A 15,661-nucleotide genomic window follows, 5' to 3' on the forward strand; every position below is an offset into this window, starting at 1 on the left:
CGGGCGCTCACCCCTTCGCCCTGGCTCGTGGATCGAGCCACACGGTCGCGATGTCCACGGCCAGCAGCGCCACCAGCACCGCGACGGTGAACAGCATGAACAGGGCCTGCATCAGCGGGTAGTCGACGTTCTGGACGGCGTTGTAGAGGAGGTAGCCGATGCCGGGGTAGTTGAAGACGTACTCGATGAGGATCGCGCCCGAGATGACGAAGCCGAGGGACATGGCGAAGCCGGCGAGGTTGGGCAGGATCGCGTTGCGGGCCGCGTAGCCGTACATGATGCGGCGGGAGCCGAGGCCCTTGGCACGGGCCATCCGGACGTAGTCCTCGGCCAGCGTCGTGATCATGTTGTTGCGCATGGTGAGGATCCAGCCGCCGATCGTCGTGATGAGCAGCGTCGCCGCCGGCAGCACGGCGTGGGAGAGCACGCTGCCGACGAAGCCCGGGGAGAAGCCGGGCACGATCGTGGTGTCGTAGTTGAAGTTGGCGGGGAACCAGCCGCCGGTGCCCTGCGAGAAGACCAGGATCAGCAGCAGGCCCACCCAGAAGTACGGCAGCGCCGACGTGATCACGAAGATCGGCGGGAGGATCGCGTCGAGGGCGCCGCCGCGGCGCCAGCCGGAGACGGTGCCGATGAGTGTGCCGAGCACGAAGGCGAGGACCGTGGTGATGCCGACGAGGCCCAGGGTCCAGGGCAGGGCGCCGCCGATCAGTTTGGTGACCGGCTCGCCCAGCGTCTGGCCGATCGAGCGGCCCCAGTTGCCGGTGAACATGTGGCCCAGGTAGTCGACGTACTGGACCACCACGTTCTGGTCGGGCTTGAAGCCGAACGACGTCAGCATCTGTTCGAGCGCGTCGCGGGAGACGCGGCCGCGGGTGCGCACGACGAGCGCGTCGACCGGGTCGCCCGGCATGAAGCGCGGGATGAAGAAGTTCAGGGTGAGGGCCGCCCAGAGCGTGAGGAGAAAGAACCCCAGGCGGCGCAGTATGAAGCGCACAGGTCACCGCCTACTGGGCCGACTTGGAGTACAGATGGGTGAGCACCTGGCCCGTGTCGGGGAAGTTGTAGGCCGCGGGCTGGGCGTAGGGGTTGTCCTCGGTGGGCCAGCCGCCGATGTCCTTGGTGTTGTACTGGAACCAGTCGACCGACTCGACGACCGGGATCAGCGGTACGTCGTCGATCATGTACTGGGCGACCTGCTTGACGATGTCGACCTGCTTGGTCTCGTCCGCCGACGCGTAGTCGTTGAGGAGCTGGTCGACCTTCGGGTTCTTGTAGCGCTCCCAGTTGCTCGCGGCGTTCTTGCCGAGCGGCGCGGTGTTCGCGGAGTGCAGCATCTGGCGCAGCTCGTAGTACGGGGTGGGGCCGCTGGTCTGCTGGCTGTAATAGGCCAGGTCGTAGTCGCCGGTGTAGAGCTTGCCCACCATGGTCTGCTGGGCGAGGTCCTGGACGGCGAGGTCGATGCCGACGGCCTTCAGGTTCTGCTTGATGACGTTCAGCGAGGCGTCCCAGTCGGTGTAGCCGGTGATCGTGATGATCTTCAGCTTGAGCGGCTTGGACGGGGAGTAGCCGAGCTCGCCGAGCAGCTTCTTGGCGCGGGCCGGGTCCGGTTTGTCGAATCCGGCCTTTTCCACGGCCGCCTTGTCGTAGTACTTGTCGAACGTCGGTGTCACGATGCCCGACTGGTTCGCGGCCGGTTCCTGTCCACCCACACCGATCTTGGAGACCTTCTCGCGGTCGATGGCGTACGAGATCGCCTGCCGGACCTTGAGGTTGCTGGTCATCTTGTGGGACGGGTCCAGGTTCGGGTGGATGCTGACGTTCTGGACGGGCGGCGACCACGTGTGGTTGTCGGCCGACTTGTCCAGGTAGAACTGCTTGATGCCCGGGATGAACTGGCTGCCCCACTGCGCCTTGCCGTTGGCGAGGTCGAGGTTGGCGGGGCCGTTGTCGAGGTAGGCCGGGTACTCGACCTTCTGGATGTACGGCTTGCCCTGCTGCCAGTAGTCGGGGTTGGCCGTGTACTGGATGTTGTTCGGCGAGCAGGGGTCGACCTCGAACGGGCCGGTGCCGACGGGCTTCTTGTCGACCCAGGTGTCGGGGTGGGCGGCGGCCGCGCCGGTGCCGAAGACGTGCTCGGGCACGATGGCGACCTGGTGGGCGAACGCGTAGAAGTAGGGCTGCGCCGCCTTCTCGAACTTCAGGGTGACCTGGTCTCCGGAGGCGGTCGCCGACTGGAGTCCGGCCGTGGTCCACAGGGCGTACAGGTCGGTGGACTTGACGCGCTTCATGAGGTCGAAGGTGAAGGCGACGTCCTTGGCGGTGAGCGGCTTGCCGTCGTTCCACTTCACTCCGGAGCGGATCGTGAAGTCGATCTGCGTCTTGTCGGCGTTCCACTTGTAGCTCTTGGCGAGCATCGGTGTCTCGGCCTGGTTCTTGAGGGTGTTGACGTAGATCAGGGGTTCGTAGACGAAGCCGATGGAGGTGTTGTAGACGGCCGGGTTGAACGGGTTGAAGTTGCAGGTCCAGGTCTGCCCCGCCGTGTTGGCGATGGTGACCGTGCCGCCCTTCTTCCTCGGGCCGCTGCTCTGTGTGGCGTCGTTGCTGTCGGAGCCGCCTTTGTGCTTGGTCTCCGAACAGGCCGTCGCCGTCACGGCGAGCGCGCCGATGACCGCTGCGGCGAGGATGCGCGTGGGCCTCATGTCCTGCCAGTCCCTTCGTGGGCCGGGTGCGTCAGGTTCCGGTGCGCGCGGCCTCGACGGCCAGCGCGAGTGCCCCGAGGAGGGGCGCGTCGTACGGGTGCGCTGCGGGTACGAGCTGCGGCGGGTAGGGCACGGCCGCGTCCAGGGCGGTGCGCAGCGGTGCGTGCAGAGCGGCCCAGGAGCGGACCATGCCGCCGCCGACGACGATCCGCTGGGGATCTACGGCGATGGCGAGGTTGACGAGATGGAAGGCCAGCTCGTCCATGAACTCCCCTATGTGATGGGCGAGTTCGGTGGAGCCATTGGTCTGCGCCGCCCGACTGAGGGCCTTGCCGCTGACGACGTCCTCCAGCGGGATCCGGTCGCCCGGGCCGCGTCCGACGTCGGCGACCGTGCGCAGGTTGTAACCGATCTCGCCGGACGCACCGTGCCGTCCGGCCAGGACCGTACCGCCGGCGACGATCGCGACGGCGAGGCCGGTGCCGAGGTTGACGTACAGGCCCGGGTCGCAGCCCTTCAACGCCCCGGCATCGTGCTCGTAGCGGGCCGCGGCCTTCACATCGGTGGCGAGTCGAAGCTCCGACCCCGGGAATTCCAGAGCGAGTTCATGGCCGAGGGCGAGCTCTTCCCAGCCGGGGATGTTCGGGGCGAGGGCGACACCTTCGGCGCCGGGGATGCCGATGGTGGACACCCCGACGGCGACGGGTTCGCGGCCGTCGAGAAGTGTTCGGGCGGCGCCCACGGCCCTCTTGAGGCCGGCCCGTGCGCCGTGCTCCGCCGCGGTCTCGACGGTGAGGTCGCGCAACCGGGCGCCGTGCTGGTCTGCGACGGTCAGAGCCGTCTTGGTGCCGCCGAAATCGAGGGCGAGAACGACGGGCGTGGAGGGAGGCACGTTCACATGGAGCTCCTCACGCGGGAGGGAGGCGCCAGTAAAGTTACGTAACTAAACGAGGTTGCCCGGGACTGTACGCGCGATGCGTCTCCTGCGTAAGTCCTCGCGTTCACAACGAAGTTGAGGATCTTTCGGGGCTCTCGGGGCATTCGGCAACGACAAGGCCCCCGGGAATCCCGGGGGCCTGTCCGGTGCGGAGGCGCTCAGCCGGTGAACCCGGCGGTGATCTTCGTGAACTGCCAGTTGTCCTGGCTGATGCCGGAGCAGTTCTCCGCCACTCCCCCGCCCGCGCACGGCCGGTCACGGTTGACCGACCAGAAGGCGAGGCGGGCGATGTGGTGACTGTTGGACCAGTCCTTGACCTGGGTCCAGATCGCCGGCGTCGTGGTCTCCTGCTGGTCGCTGAGGCCGTTCATGCCGGAGATGCCGATGTGCGCGTACGCCGTCGTGTCGTCCCAGCCGAAGACGGACTTGAGCTTGGTCTTGAGACCCTCGGCGGCGTTCACGGTGCTGCCGTACATGTCGGAGCCGCCGCCGAAGTCGAACGGCATGATCGTGAAGACGTCGATGTCCGCGTTCAGGGCCTTGGACTGCTCGATGAGGCGGTTGCCGTAGTACGTCGGTCCGGTCGTCGAGGTGCCGAAGGTGAGGATCGTGCGCAGGCCCGGGTTGTTGGCCTTGACGATCTTCAGGGCGCCCAGGATGCGGTCCTGGACGGCTTCGTTCTCGAACTCGTCGGAGTTCTCGATGTCGACGTCGATGGCCTTGAGCCCGTACGCGTCGATGACCTTCTGGTAGGCGCCCGCGAGGGCTTCGGGGGTCGAGCAGTTGGGGCCGAGCTTGTTGCCGCTCCAGCCGCCGATGGACGGGACGATGTCGCCGCCCGCGGAGCGGATGGCGTTGATCGCGGTCTGGTCCTGGCCGCCGGTGAGGGCGCGCTGGCCGTCCCAGGCGGGGTTGCAGCCGCCGGAGGAGAGGACGAACGCCATCGTGAACCACTTGACGCCGGTCGCGTTCATCACCGTGGCCGGGCTGGGCGGGTCACCCCAGCCGGTGTAGAAGTACGGGGCCGCCTGCTTGAAGCCGGTGCCGCCGCCGGAGCCCTGATCCGTGGTCACGGAGACCGAGTTGGAGGCGGCCGAGGCGTTGCCGGCCGCGTCATGGGCCTTGACCGTGAAGGCGTACGCGGTGCTCGGCGAGAGGCCGCTGACGGTGGCGCTCGTACCGGAGACCGTCAGGAGCTTGTTGCTGCCGCCGCTGTAGATGTCGTAGCCGGTGACGCCGACGTTGTCGCTCGCCCCGGTCCAGGACAGGGAGACGCTCGTCGAGGTCTTGCCGGTGGACTTCAGAGCCGTCGGGGCGGTGGGCGCCTGGGTGTCGCCGCCCCCGCCACCGGGCCCGTCGAGGCTGATGTCGTCGGCGTAGTAGGTGCCTTGCGCGTACCAGCCCTGGGTGTAGATGGTGGCGCTGGTCTGGGAGGCGCCGGTCGTGAACTGCACCGTGAGCTGACTGTAGGCCGTCGGGGACTGCGTCCAGGTCGAGGCCCCGCCGTCCACGCCGAGGTAGACGTAGTTGCCGCGCACCCAGCCCGAGAGGGTGTACGCGGTGTTCGGCTGGACGGAGACGGTCTGGCTGCACTTCGCGTTGTCGCTGGAACTGGCCGCCCCCGAGAGGGCTTTGGTGCCGCCGTGGACCGGGCTGGACACGACCGAGCCGAGCCCGCCGGAGCAGGTCCACGGGCTCGTGCTGCCGCTTTCGAAGCCCGCGTTGGACAGCACGTTCGCCGCCTGCGCGGTGGTGGGGAGGGCGACCGCGCCGGCCGCGGCGAGTGCGGCGGCTCCGATGAGGGCGAGAAGGCGGGGCCTTGCAGAGCGTCTCTTGCGTCTGGAGAACACATGAACTCCCGGTGGGGGCAAGGGGATTGGACCGGACACCAGCGGCGCGCGAGGCGCGACCACCAAGTTGGTATGGACCAATCCCCTTGTCAAGACCCCGCGTTCACTCGGCTCACTCGTGTCCGGGCGCCCGCACGTTCCACTCCGCGATCACCGGTCGCCCGTGCTCCGTCGAAAGGCGGCTCACCGTCCCGGTCGCCAGCTGGAACAGCCGGCCGTCCGCCGGGGCGAGACCCAGGCGACGGGCCGTGAGCACGCGCAGGACGTGGGCGTGGGCCACGAGGACCACATCGCCCTCCGTGAGCACGGGCGCCACGCGGGCCAGGACGCGGTCGGCCCGCTCGCCCACGGCCCCGGGGGACTCGCCGGGCCCGCCTTCGGGACCCAGCGGGACGCCCTGGGTCCACAGGTCCCAGTCGGGGCGGGTGCGGTGGATCTCGCGGGTGGTGACGCCTTCGTAGGCGCCGTAGTGCCACTCGTGGAGATCCGGTTCGGGCCTGGCCCCGCTCAGGCCCGCGAGGTCGGCGGTGCGGACCGCGCGGCCGAGCGGGCTGGTGAGGACGAGGGCGTACGGACGTCCGGCGAGGAGCGGGGCGAGGGACTTGGCCTGTTCCTCGCCGTGCTGGGTGAGGGGCTTGTCCGTCCAGCTGGTGTGCTGTCCGGACAGGCTCCACTCCGTTTCGCCGTGGCGGACCAGCAGGAGGTCGCCCATGGCTGCCGTCTCCCCCTGATTACTTCTTCTCGACGGCGTGGCCGCCGAACTGGTTGCGCAGCGCCGCGATCATCTTCATCTGCGGCGAGTCGTCCTGGCGCGACGCGAAGCGCGCGAAGAGGGACGCGGTGATCGCGGGCAGCGGCACCGCGTTGTCGATGGCCGCCTCGACGGTCCAGCGGCCCTCTCCGGAGTCGGCGGCGAAGCCGCGCAGCTTCTCCAGGTGCTCGTCGTCGTCCAGCGCGTTGACCGCCAGGTCGAGCAGCCAGGAACGGATGACCGTGCCCTCCTGCCAGGAGCGGAAGACCTCACGCACATCGGTGACGGAGTCGACCTTCTCCAGGAGCTCCCAGCCCTCGGCGTAGGCCTGCATCATGGCGTACTCGATGCCGTTGTGAACCATCTTGGAGAAGTGCCCGGCGCCGACCTTGCCGGCGTGGACGTAGCCGAAGTCGCCTTCGGGCTTGAGGGCGTCGAAGACGGGCTGGACGCGGGCGATGTGCTCCTTGTCGCCGCCGACCATGAGGGCGTAGCCGTTCTCCAGGCCCCAGACACCGCCGGAGACGCCGGCGTCGACGAAGCCGATGCCCTTGGTGGCGAGCTCGGCGGCGTGCTTCTCGTCGTCGGTCCAGCGGGAGTTGCCGCCGTCCACGACGATGTCGCCGGGCGAGAGGAGCTCCTTCAGCTCGTCGATCGTCGACTGCGTGGCGGCGCCCGCGGGGACCATCACCCAGACCACGCGCGGGCCCTCGAGCTTCTCGACGAGCTCGGCGAGGGAGGCGACGTCGGAGACCTCGGGGTTGCGGTCGTAGCCGATGACGGTGTGGCCCGCGCGGCGGATGCGCTCGCGCATGTTGCCGCCCATCTTGCCGAGGCCGATGAGTCCGAGCTGTATCGCGGTCATGTCTGTCTTCACTTCTTCCGGAGCGTGCGGTAGGTGGCGACGAGCGCCTGGGTGGAGGCATCGAGGCCGGGGACGTCGGCGCCGTGGGTGAGGGCGGGTTCGACGCGCTTGGCGAGGACCTTGCCGAGTTCGACGCCCCACTGGTCGAAGGAGTCGATGTTCCAGACGGCGCCCTGGACGAACACCTTGTGCTCGTAGAGGGCGATGAGCTGGCCCAGGACGGAAGGGGTGAGTTCCTTCGCCAGGATGGTGGTCGTGGGGTGGTTGCCCCTGAAGGTGCGGTGGGGCACCTGCGCCTCGGCGACGCCCTCGGCGCGGACCTCGTCGGCGGTCTTGCCGAAGGCGAGGGCCTGCCCCTGCGCGAACAGGTTGGCCATCAACAGGCCGTGCTGGTCGGCCAGTTGAGCGGAGAGCTCGCCGACCGGGCGGGCGAAGCCGATCAGGTCGGCCGGGATGAGCTTCGTGCCCTGGTGGATGAGCTGGTAGTAGGCGTGCTGCCCGTTGGTGCCGGGGGTGCCCCAGACCACGGGTCCCGTCTGCCAGTCCACCGGGCGCCCCTCGCGGTCCACGGACTTGCCGTTGGACTCCATGTCGAGCTGCTGGAGGTACGCCGTGAACTTGGACAGGTAGTGCGAGTACGGCAGGACCGCGTGCGACTGGGCGCCGTGGAAGTTGCCGTACCAGATGCCCAACAGGCCCATCAGGAGCGGGGCGTTCGCCTCGGCGGGGGCGGTGCGGAAGTGCTCGTCGACGAGGTGGAGCCCGTCGAGCATCTCCCGGAAGGCGTCCGGACCGATCGCGATCATCAGCGAGAGCCCGATGGCCGAGTCGTACGAGTAGCGCCCGCCGACCCAGTCCCAGAACTCGAACATGTTGGCCGTGTCGATGCCGAAGTCGGACACCTTCTCGGCGTTCGTCGACAGGGCGACAAAGTGCTTCGCGACCGCGGAGTCGTCGCCGAGCGCCTTGAGCAGCCAGCCGCGCGCCGCCGTGGCGTTGGTGATCGTCTCGATCGTGGTGAACGTCTTCGAGGCGATGATGAACAGCGTCTCGGCCGGGTCGAGGTCACGCACGGCCTCGTGCAGGTCCGCACCGTCCACGTTCGACACGAAACGGACCGTCAGACCGCGGTCGGTGAAGGACCGCAGGGCCTCGTACGCCATCGCGGGACCGAGGTCGGAGCCGCCGATGCCGATGTTCACGACGTTCTTGATCCGCTTGCCGGTGTGGCCCGTCCACTCGCCCGAACGGACCTTGTCCGCGAAGACGGCCATCTTGTCGAGGACGGCGTGGACGGCCGGGACGACGTTCTCACCGTCGACCTCGATCACCGCGTCACGCGGGGCCCGCAGCGCCGTGTGCAGTACGGCCCGGTCCTCCGTCGTGTTGATCTTCTCGCCGCGGAACATGGCGTCGCGCTGCCCGAACACGCCGGTGGCGGTGGCCAGTTCCTGGAGCAGGGCGAGCGTCTCGTCCGTGATCAGGTGCTTGGAGTAGTCGATGTGCAGGTCGCCGACCTGGACGGTGTAGCGCCCTGCGCGGTCCGGGTCGGTGGAGAACAGATCCCGCAGATGGACCTGGCGCTGCTTCGCGCGGTGGTCCGACAGGGCCGTCCACTGGGGACGGACCGTGAGGTGCGGGGTGGTGTCAGGCATGTTGAACGCGCTCCTTGGTGCCGTCGCCGCGCAGAGCGACGGCGTACATCTCGTCCGCGTCGAGGCGGCGGAGTTCTTCGGCGATCAGCTCGGAGGTGGTGCGGACCTTGAGGGCCAGGGTGCGCTGCGGCTGGCCGGGCAGGGTGAGCTGCGCGAGCGGGCCCTCGGGGCGGTCGATGCGGATCTCGCCGCCGGCCGTGCCGAGGCGGACGGCGGTGACGACCGGTCCCGCGGTGGTGACGCGCTCGACGGGCACGCCGAGGCGGACGCCCAGCCAGCGGGCGAGCAGCTCGGCGCTGGGGTTCTCGGCCTCGCTCTCGACGGCCGCCGAGGTGATCTCGGCGCCGGCCTGGTCGAGGGCGGCGGCGAGCATGGAGCGCCACGGGGTGAGGCGGGTCCAGGCCAGATCCGTGTCGCCGGGGGCGTACGAGGCGGCACGGGCGGCCAGCGCGGACAGCGGGTCCTCGACCGCGTACGTGTCGGTGATGCGGCGCTGGGCGAGCGCACCCAGGGGGTCCTTGGCGGGAACCTCGGGGGCGTCGACGGGCCACCAGACGACGACGGGCGCGTCCGGGAGCAGCAGCGGCAGGACGACGGAGTCGGCGTGCTGGCCGACCTCGCCGTACAGGCGCAGCAGGACGGTCTCGCCGGTGCCGGCGTCCGCGCCGACCCGCACCTCGGCGTCGAGGCGGTTGCCCTGGCGGTCGCGGGGCGAGCGGGCGTGCCGCTTGATCACGACGAGGGTGCGCGAGGGGTGCTCGCGGGAGGCCTCCTCGGCGGCCTTGATGGAGTCGTAGGCGTTCTCCTCGTCGGTCACGATGACCATCGTGAGGACCATGCCCACGGCCGGGGTGCCAATCGCCCTGCGGCCTTCCACCAAGGCCTTGTTGACCTTGCTTGCCGTCGTGTCGGTGAGGTCGATCTTCATGGCCTGCGCCAGCTCCGTCCGTCTCGTGCGAGCATCTCGTCCGCTTCCTTCGGGCCCCAGCTTCCCGAGGCGTACTGCGCGGGCCGGCCGTGGGTGTCCCAGTGGCCCTCGATCGGGTCGAGGATCTTCCAGGACTCCTCCACTTCCTCCGTGCGGGGGAAGAGGTTGGCGTCGCCGAGCAGGACGTCCAGGATGAGCCGTTCGTACGCCTCCGGGCTGGACTCGGTGAAGGACTCGCCGTAGGCGAAGTCCATCGACACGTCCCGGATCTCCATCGACGTACCCGGGACCTTCGAGCCGAAGCGTACGGTCATGCCCTCGTCGGGCTGGACGCGGATGACCACGGCGTTCTGGCCGAGTTCCTCCGTCGCGGTGGAGTCGAACGGGGAGTGCGGGGCGCGCTGGAAGACGACGGCGATCTCGGTGACGCGGCGGCCGAGGCGCTTGCCGGTGCGCAGGTAGAACGGGACGCCCGCCCAGCGGCGGTTGTCGACCGACAGCTTGATGGCCGCGTAGGTGTCGGTATTCGACTTGGGGTCGATGCCGTCTTCCTGGAGGTAGCCGGGGACCTTCTCGCCGCCCTGCCAGCCGGGCGCGTACTGGGCGCGGACGGTGTGCTCGCCGAGATTCTCGGGCAGCCGTACCGACTTGAGGACCTTGAGCTTCTCGGTGAGGAGAGACTCGGCGTCGAAGGAGGCCGGCTCCTCCATGGCGGTGAGGGCCATGAGCTGGAGGAGGTGGTTCTGGATGACGTCACGGGCGGCGCCGATGCCGTCGTAGTAGCCGGCGCGGCCGCCGATGCCGATGTCCTCGGCCATCGTGATCTGCACATGGTCGACGTAACTCCGGTTCCAGATGGGTTCGTACATCTGGTTGGCGAAGCGGAGGGCCAGGATGTTCTGGACGGTCTCCTTGCCGAGGTAGTGGTCGATGCGGAAGACCTGGTCGGGGGCGAAGACGTCGTGCACGATCGCGTTGAGTTCGCGGGCGCTGGCGAGGTCGTGGCCGAACGGCTTCTCGATGACGGCGCGGCGCCAGGAGCCCTCGGGTCCGTCGGCGAGGCCGTGCTTCTTGAGCTGCTGCACGACCTGCGGGAAGAACTTCGGCGGCACGGAGAGGTAGAAGGCGTAGTTGCCGCTGGTGCCGCGCTTCTCGTCGAGGTCGTCGACGGCCTCGCGCAGCTGCTTGAACGCCGTGTCGTCGTCGAAGTCGCCGGGGATGAAGCGCATGCCTTCGACGAGCTGCTGCCAGACCTCCTCGCGGAACTCCGTGCGGGAGTGCTCGCGCACCGCGTCGTGGACGACCTGGGCGAAGTCCTGGTCCTCCCACTCGCGGCGGGCGAAGCCGACGAGCGAGAAGCCCGGCGGCAGCAGTCCGCGGTTGGCGAGGTCGTAGACGGCCGGCATCAGCTTCTTGCGGGAGAGGTCGCCGGTGACGCCGAAGATGACGAGCCCGGAGGGGCCCGCGATGCGCGGCAGACGGCGGTCGCGGGGGTCCCTCAGCGGGTTCTGCCAAGCGGTGGTGCTCACTTGGCCTGCGCCTCCTTGTCGGCGAGGCGGCCGGCGACCGTGCCGAGCAGGTCGTTCCACGCCACGTCGAACTTGGCGACGCCCTCGTCCTCGAGCTGCTGGACGACCTCGTCGTAGGAGATGCCGAGCGCGTCGACGGCCTTGAGGTCGGCGCGGGCCTGCTCGTAGCCGCCCGTCACCGTGTCACCGGTGATCTCGCCGTGGTCGGCGGTGGCCTTCAGGGTGCCCTCCGGCATCGTGTTGACCGTGCCGGGGGCGACGAGCTCGTCGACGTACAGGGTGTCCTTGTACGCGGGGTCCTTGACGCCGGTGGAGGCCCACAGCGGGCGCTGCTTGTTGGCGCCGGCGGTCTCCAGCTTCGTGGCGCGCCCGGAGGCGAAGACCTCTTCGTACGCCTCGTACGCGAGGCGGGCGTTGGCGAGGGCGGCCCTGCCCTTGAGGGACTTGGCCTCGTCGGTGCCGACCTGGTCGAGGCGCTTGTCGATCTCGGCGTCGACGCGCGAGACGAAGAAGGAGGCGACGGAGTGGATGCCCGCCAGGTCGATGCCCGCGGCCTGCGCCTTCTCCAGGCCCGCGAGGTAGGCGTCCATGACGGCGCGGTAGCGCTCCAGGGAGAAGATCAGCGTGACGTTGACGCTGATGCCGAGGCCGATGACCTCGGTGATGGCCGGGAGGCCCGCCTTCGTCGCCGGGATCTTGATCATGACGTTCGGGCGGTCGACCAGCCAGGACAGCTGCTTGGCCTCGGCGACGGTGGCCTCGGTGTCGTGGGCCAGGCGCGGGTCGACCTCGATGGAGACGCGGCCGTCGCGGCCCTGCGTCGCGTCGTACACGGGGCGCAGGATGTCGGCGGCGGCGCGGACGTCGGCGGTGGTCATCATGCGGACCGCCTCGTCGACGGTGACGCCGCGGGTGGCGAGGTCGGCGAGCTGCTCCTCGTAACCCTCACCGGAGCCGATGGCCGCCTGGAAGATCGAGGGGTTCGTCGTGACGCCCACGACGTGGCTGTTCTCGATCAGTTCGGCGAGGTTGCCGGACTCGATGCGCTTGCGGGACAGGTCGTCCAGCCAGATGGAAACGCCTTCGCCGGCAAGGGACTTGAGGGGCGTGACGGTGGAGTCGGCGTTGCTCATGTTCTTCATCTTCTTTCGGGTGTACGGGTGCGTACGGGTCAGGCGCGGGCGGCGGTGAGGGACTCGCGCGCCTGGGCGGCGATGTTGTCGGCGGTGAAGCCGTACTCGGCGAAGAGCGTGGCGGCGTCGGCGGAGGCGCCGAAGTGCTCCAGGGAGACGATGCGTCCGGCGTCGCCGACGTAGCGGTACCAGGTCAGTCCGATGCCGGCCTCGACGGCGACGCGCGCCTTCACGGACGACGGCAGGACGCTGTCCTTGTAGTCCTGCGACTGCTCCTCGAACCACTCGACGGACGGCATCGACACGACGCGCGTGCCGATCCCCTCGGCCTCCAGCTGCTCGCGGGCGGCCACGGCGAGGTGCACCTCGGAGCCGGTCGCGATCAGGATGAGGCCGGGCGTCTCGGTGGAGGCCTCGCGCAGGACGTAACCGCCCTTCGCCGCCCGCTCGTCGAGCTCGTAGGTGGGCACGCCCTGGCGGGTCAGCGCGAGGCCGTGCGGGGCGGGCTTGGTCGTGCCGCGGCGCAGGATCTCGCGCCAGGCGACGGCGGTCTCGTTGGCGTCGGCCGGGCGGACGATGTTCAGGCCCGGGATGGCGCGCAGGGAGGCGAGGTGCTCGACGGGCTGGTGCGTGGGACCGTCCTCGCCCAGGCCGATGGAGTCGTGGGTCCACACGTACGTGACGGGGAGCTGCATCAGCGCGGAGAGGCGGACGGCGTTGCGCATGTAGTCCGAGAAGACGAGGAAGGTGCCGCCGTAGATACGGGTGTTGCCGTGCAGCGCGATGCCGTTCATCTCGGCGGCCATCGAGTGCTCGCGGATGCCGAAGTGGATCGTGCGGCCGTACGGGTCGGCCTCCGGCAGCGGGTTGCCCTTGGGCAGGAACGACGACGTCTTGTCGATCGTCGTGTTGTTCGAGCCCGCCAGGTCCGCGGAGCCGCCCCACAGCTCGGGGATGACCGGGCCGAGCGCCTGGAGGACCTTGCCGGACGCGGCGCGCGTCGCGACCTTCGTGCCCGCGTCGAAGGACGGGAGCGCCTGCTCCCAGCCCTCGGGGAGGCGGCCGGCGACGATGCGGTCGAGGAGGGCGGAGCGCTCGGGCTCGGCCGTGCGCCACTCGCCGAGCCGCTTGTCCCACTCGGCGTGCGCGTCGGCGCCGCGGTCGAGGGCCCCGCGGGTGTGGGCGATGACGTCGTCGGCGACCTCGAAGGTCTGCGCCGGGTCGAAGCCGAGGACGCGCTTGGTGGCGGCGATCTCCTCGGCGCCGAGGGCGGAGCCGTGGGACGCCTCGGTGTTCTGCGCGTTCGGGGCGGGCCAGGCGATGATCGTGCGCATCGCGATGATGGACGGGCGGCCGGTCTCGGCCTTCGCCGCGGCCAGGGCCTCGTACAGGGCCTGCGCGTCGGTGTCGCCGTCGGCCTTGGGCTCGATGCGCTGGACGTGCCAGCCGTAGGCCTCGTACCGCTTCAGGACGTCCTCGGAGAACGCGGTGGCGGTGTCGCCCTCGATGGAGATGTGGTTGTCGTCGTAGACGAAGACGAGGTTGCCGAGCTTCTGGTGGCCGGCGAGGGAGGAGGCCTCGGCGGAGATGCCCTCCTCCAGGTCGCCGTCGGAGACGATCGCCCAGATGGTGTGGTCGAAGGGGGACTCGCCCTCGGGGGCCTCGGGGTCGAAGAGGCCACGCTCGTAGCGGGCGGCCATCGCCATGCCGACGGCGTTGGCGACGCCCTGGCCGAGGGGGCCTGTCGTCGTCTCGACGCCGGCGGTGTGGCCGTACTCGGGGTGGCCTGGAGTCTTCGAGCCGTGGGTGCGGAAGGCCTTCAGGTCGTCCAGCTCCAGCTCGTAGCCGGAGAGGAAGAGCTGGGTGTAGAGGGTGAGGCTGGTGTGGCCCGGGGAGAGGACGAAGCGGTCGCGGCCGGTCCACTCGGGGTCGGCCGGGTCATGGCGCATGACCTTCTGGAAGAGGGTGTACGCGGCGGGGGCCAGGCTCATCGCCGTACCCGGGTGGCCGTTGCCGACCTGCTGCACGGCGTCGGCCGCGAGCAGGCGCGCGGTGTCGACGGCACGCCGGTCGAGGTCGCTCCACTCGAAGGGGCCGAGGGCGTCCGGTATCTGCGTGCTCATCTGTACGACTTCCTTCGCATCCGTTGTGCATCCGAGGTACCGAAAGGCACCGCCCGACCGGGGCTAAAGCCCTGGTCGAACTACCTACGAATCTAAAGGTCATACTTTTGGAGCGGCAGGTGCCCCCGTGCCAGCGTTCGGTGAAAATGGGACACCTACAAGAGGCCGAGCCGGTTTGAGCCAAGGAAATTGAATGACGGAGCAGGGCGGCGCACATCCGAGCGCACATATGGGAGCGGCGGCGCACATCCGTACGTATCCCTTCGACCCGAGCGCCAGCGTGTCCGGGGTCGGGATACAGATCGGCCCGATGGGCACGGAGGGTCCCTGGGCGGGCGGCGTCGGCCTGTCGCGCCGCGTGCACCGGATCGACTTCCACGTCCTGCTCTTCTTCCGCGAGGGCCCGGTCCACCACATGATCGACTTCACGGAGTACGAGGTCGGCGCCGGCGACATCCTGTGGATCCGGCCCGGCCAGGTGCACGGCTTCTCGACGAACGAGCGCTACGTCGGCACGGCGCTCACCATGCAGCCCGGCTTCCTGCCGCGCGCGATCGTCGAGGCGACGGGCCTGTACCGCTACGACCGGCCGCCCCTCCTCCACCCCGACGAGGCCCAACGCACTGCCCTGGACGCCTCGCTGGAGCAGCTGAAGCGCGAGTACCTGGACACAGCGACGCTGCCGCTCAGCCTGCACACCTCCGTGCTGCGGCACTCGCTCACGGCCTTCATGCTGCGGGTCGCACATGTGTCGGCGCAGGCGGCCGCGGACGAGTGCAGGCCGCAGCCGGACACGACGTTCAGCCGCTTCCGCACGGCGGTCGAGCAGGGCTTCACGACGAACCACAGCGTGAGCGCGTACGCCGACGAGCTCGGCTACTCGCGGCGCACCCTCGTCCGCGCGGTGCGGGCGGCGACCGGCCAGACCCCGAAGGCGTTCATCGACCGCCGGGTGACCCTGGAGGCGAAGCGGCTGCTCGCCCACACGGACCTTCCGGTGGGCCGGATCGGGGTGGCGGTCGGCATCGGCGACTCGGCGAACTTCTCCAAGTACTTCCAGCAGCACACGGGAATGACGCCGGCGTCATTCCGTGCCGAACAGGTCTGACAGACCCCGCTTTCCATAGGTATGCACGGGCCTGCGGCGGCCCTGTTTCAGCATGCGCAATGGGGGGTTGACCGTTCTTC

At 69.4% G+C, this 15,661-nt stretch carries 12 protein-coding genes; 1 reads left to right on the top strand and 11 read right to left on the bottom strand.

Annotated elements, in window-relative coordinates; translation table 11 throughout:
- Nucleotides 1-7 precede the first annotated feature (7 nt).
- The 11 genes from ACWFR4_RS11175 to tkt form a co-directional block, all read right to left on the bottom strand.
- A complete protein-coding gene (locus ACWFR4_RS11175; protein WP_453456761.1) occupies nt 8-997 on the bottom strand; it encodes an ABC transporter permease in 990 nt (329 codons plus the stop codon).
- A 10-nt stretch (nt 998-1,007) separates the two neighbouring features.
- Nucleotides 1,008-2,702, bottom strand: a complete 1,695-nt coding sequence (locus tag ACWFR4_RS11180; RefSeq protein ID WP_453456758.1) for an ABC transporter substrate-binding protein — start codon at nt 2,700-2,702, stop codon at nt 1,008-1,010.
- 31 nt (nt 2,703-2,733) lie between these two features.
- Nucleotides 2,734-3,600: an ROK family protein gene (locus tag ACWFR4_RS11185; RefSeq protein WP_453652026.1), complete on the bottom strand. Its 867-nt coding sequence runs from the start codon at nt 3,598-3,600 to the stop codon at nt 2,734-2,736.
- Nucleotides 3,601-3,797: 197 nt separating this feature from the next.
- Nucleotides 3,798-5,489, bottom strand: a complete 1,692-nt coding sequence (locus ACWFR4_RS11190) for a carbohydrate binding domain-containing protein (protein WP_453456753.1) — start codon at nt 5,487-5,489, stop codon at nt 3,798-3,800.
- Nucleotides 5,490-5,601: 112 nt separating this feature from the next.
- Entirely contained in the window at nt 5,602-6,201 is a 600-nt protein-coding gene (locus ACWFR4_RS11195) for a histidine phosphatase family protein (RefSeq protein ID WP_453652028.1), read from the bottom strand.
- 19 nt (nt 6,202-6,220) lie between these two features.
- Nucleotides 6,221-7,096 carry a phosphogluconate dehydrogenase (NAD(+)-dependent, decarboxylating) gene (gene gnd / locus ACWFR4_RS11200; protein WP_266676216.1) on the bottom strand — a complete coding sequence of 292 codons (876 nt, stop codon included), beginning with the start codon at nt 7,094-7,096 and terminating at the stop codon, nt 6,221-6,223.
- A 17-nt stretch (nt 7,097-7,113) separates the two neighbouring features.
- Nucleotides 7,114-8,760 carry a glucose-6-phosphate isomerase gene (pgi, locus tag ACWFR4_RS11205; RefSeq protein ID WP_453652030.1) on the bottom strand — a complete coding sequence of 549 codons (1,647 nt, stop codon included), beginning with the start codon at nt 8,758-8,760 and terminating at the stop codon, nt 7,114-7,116.
- Nucleotides 8,753-9,688: a glucose-6-phosphate dehydrogenase assembly protein OpcA gene (opcA, locus tag ACWFR4_RS11210; RefSeq protein WP_375986828.1), complete on the bottom strand. Its 936-nt coding sequence runs from the start codon at nt 9,686-9,688 to the stop codon at nt 8,753-8,755. Before opcA ends, pgi begins: the two co-directional genes overlap by 8 nt.
- Nucleotides 9,685-11,217 carry a glucose-6-phosphate dehydrogenase gene (zwf, locus tag ACWFR4_RS11215; RefSeq protein ID WP_453456743.1) on the bottom strand — a complete coding sequence of 511 codons (1,533 nt, stop codon included), beginning with the start codon at nt 11,215-11,217 and terminating at the stop codon, nt 9,685-9,687. The genes opcA and zwf overlap by 4 nt, the downstream gene beginning before the upstream one ends.
- A complete protein-coding gene (gene tal / locus ACWFR4_RS11220) occupies nt 11,214-12,350 on the bottom strand; it encodes a transaldolase (protein ID WP_453456740.1) in 1,137 nt (378 codons plus the stop codon). Before tal ends, zwf begins: the two co-directional genes overlap by 4 nt.
- A 38-nt stretch (nt 12,351-12,388) precedes the next feature.
- A complete protein-coding gene (gene tkt / locus ACWFR4_RS11225; protein ID WP_453652032.1) occupies nt 12,389-14,473 on the bottom strand; it encodes a transketolase in 2,085 nt (694 codons plus the stop codon).
- Nucleotides 14,474-14,666: 193 nt separating this feature from the next.
- Here tkt and ACWFR4_RS11230 point away from each other — a divergent pair, with 193 nt between their 5' ends.
- Nucleotides 14,667-15,581, top strand: a complete 915-nt coding sequence (locus ACWFR4_RS11230; RefSeq protein ID WP_453652034.1) for an AraC family transcriptional regulator — start codon at nt 14,667-14,669, stop codon at nt 15,579-15,581.
- The last annotated feature ends 80 nt before the right edge of the window (nt 15,582-15,661 follow it).

It is taken from the genome of Streptomyces sp. NPDC055140 (assembly GCF_053607285.1).

What these genes read in the sequence shown, in the direction of transcription:
- ACWFR4_RS11180 (WP_453456758.1), bottom strand. Translation starts at nt 2,702, where the DNA reads ATGAGGCCCACGCGCATCCTCGCCGCAGCGGTCATCGGCGCGCTCGCC.
- ACWFR4_RS11195 (WP_453652028.1), bottom strand. Translation starts at nt 6,201, where the DNA reads ATGGGCGACCTCCTGCTGGTCCGCCACGGCGAAACGGAGTGGAGCCTG.
- pgi (WP_453652030.1), bottom strand. Translation starts at nt 8,760, where the DNA reads ATGCCTGACACCACCCCGCACCTCACGGTCCGTCCCCAGTGGACGGCC.
- opcA (WP_375986828.1), bottom strand. Translation starts at nt 9,688, where the DNA reads ATGAAGATCGACCTCACCGACACGACGGCAAGCAAGGTCAACAAGGCC.
- tal (WP_453456740.1), bottom strand. Translation starts at nt 12,350, where the DNA reads ATGAGCAACGCCGACTCCACCGTCACGCCCCTCAAGTCCCTTGCCGGC.
- tkt (WP_453652032.1), bottom strand. Translation starts at nt 14,473, where the DNA reads ATGAGCACGCAGATACCGGACGCCCTCGGCCCCTTCGAGTGGAGCGAC.
- ACWFR4_RS11230 (WP_453652034.1), top strand. Translation starts at nt 14,667, where the DNA reads ATGACGGAGCAGGGCGGCGCACATCCGAGCGCACATATGGGAGCGGCG.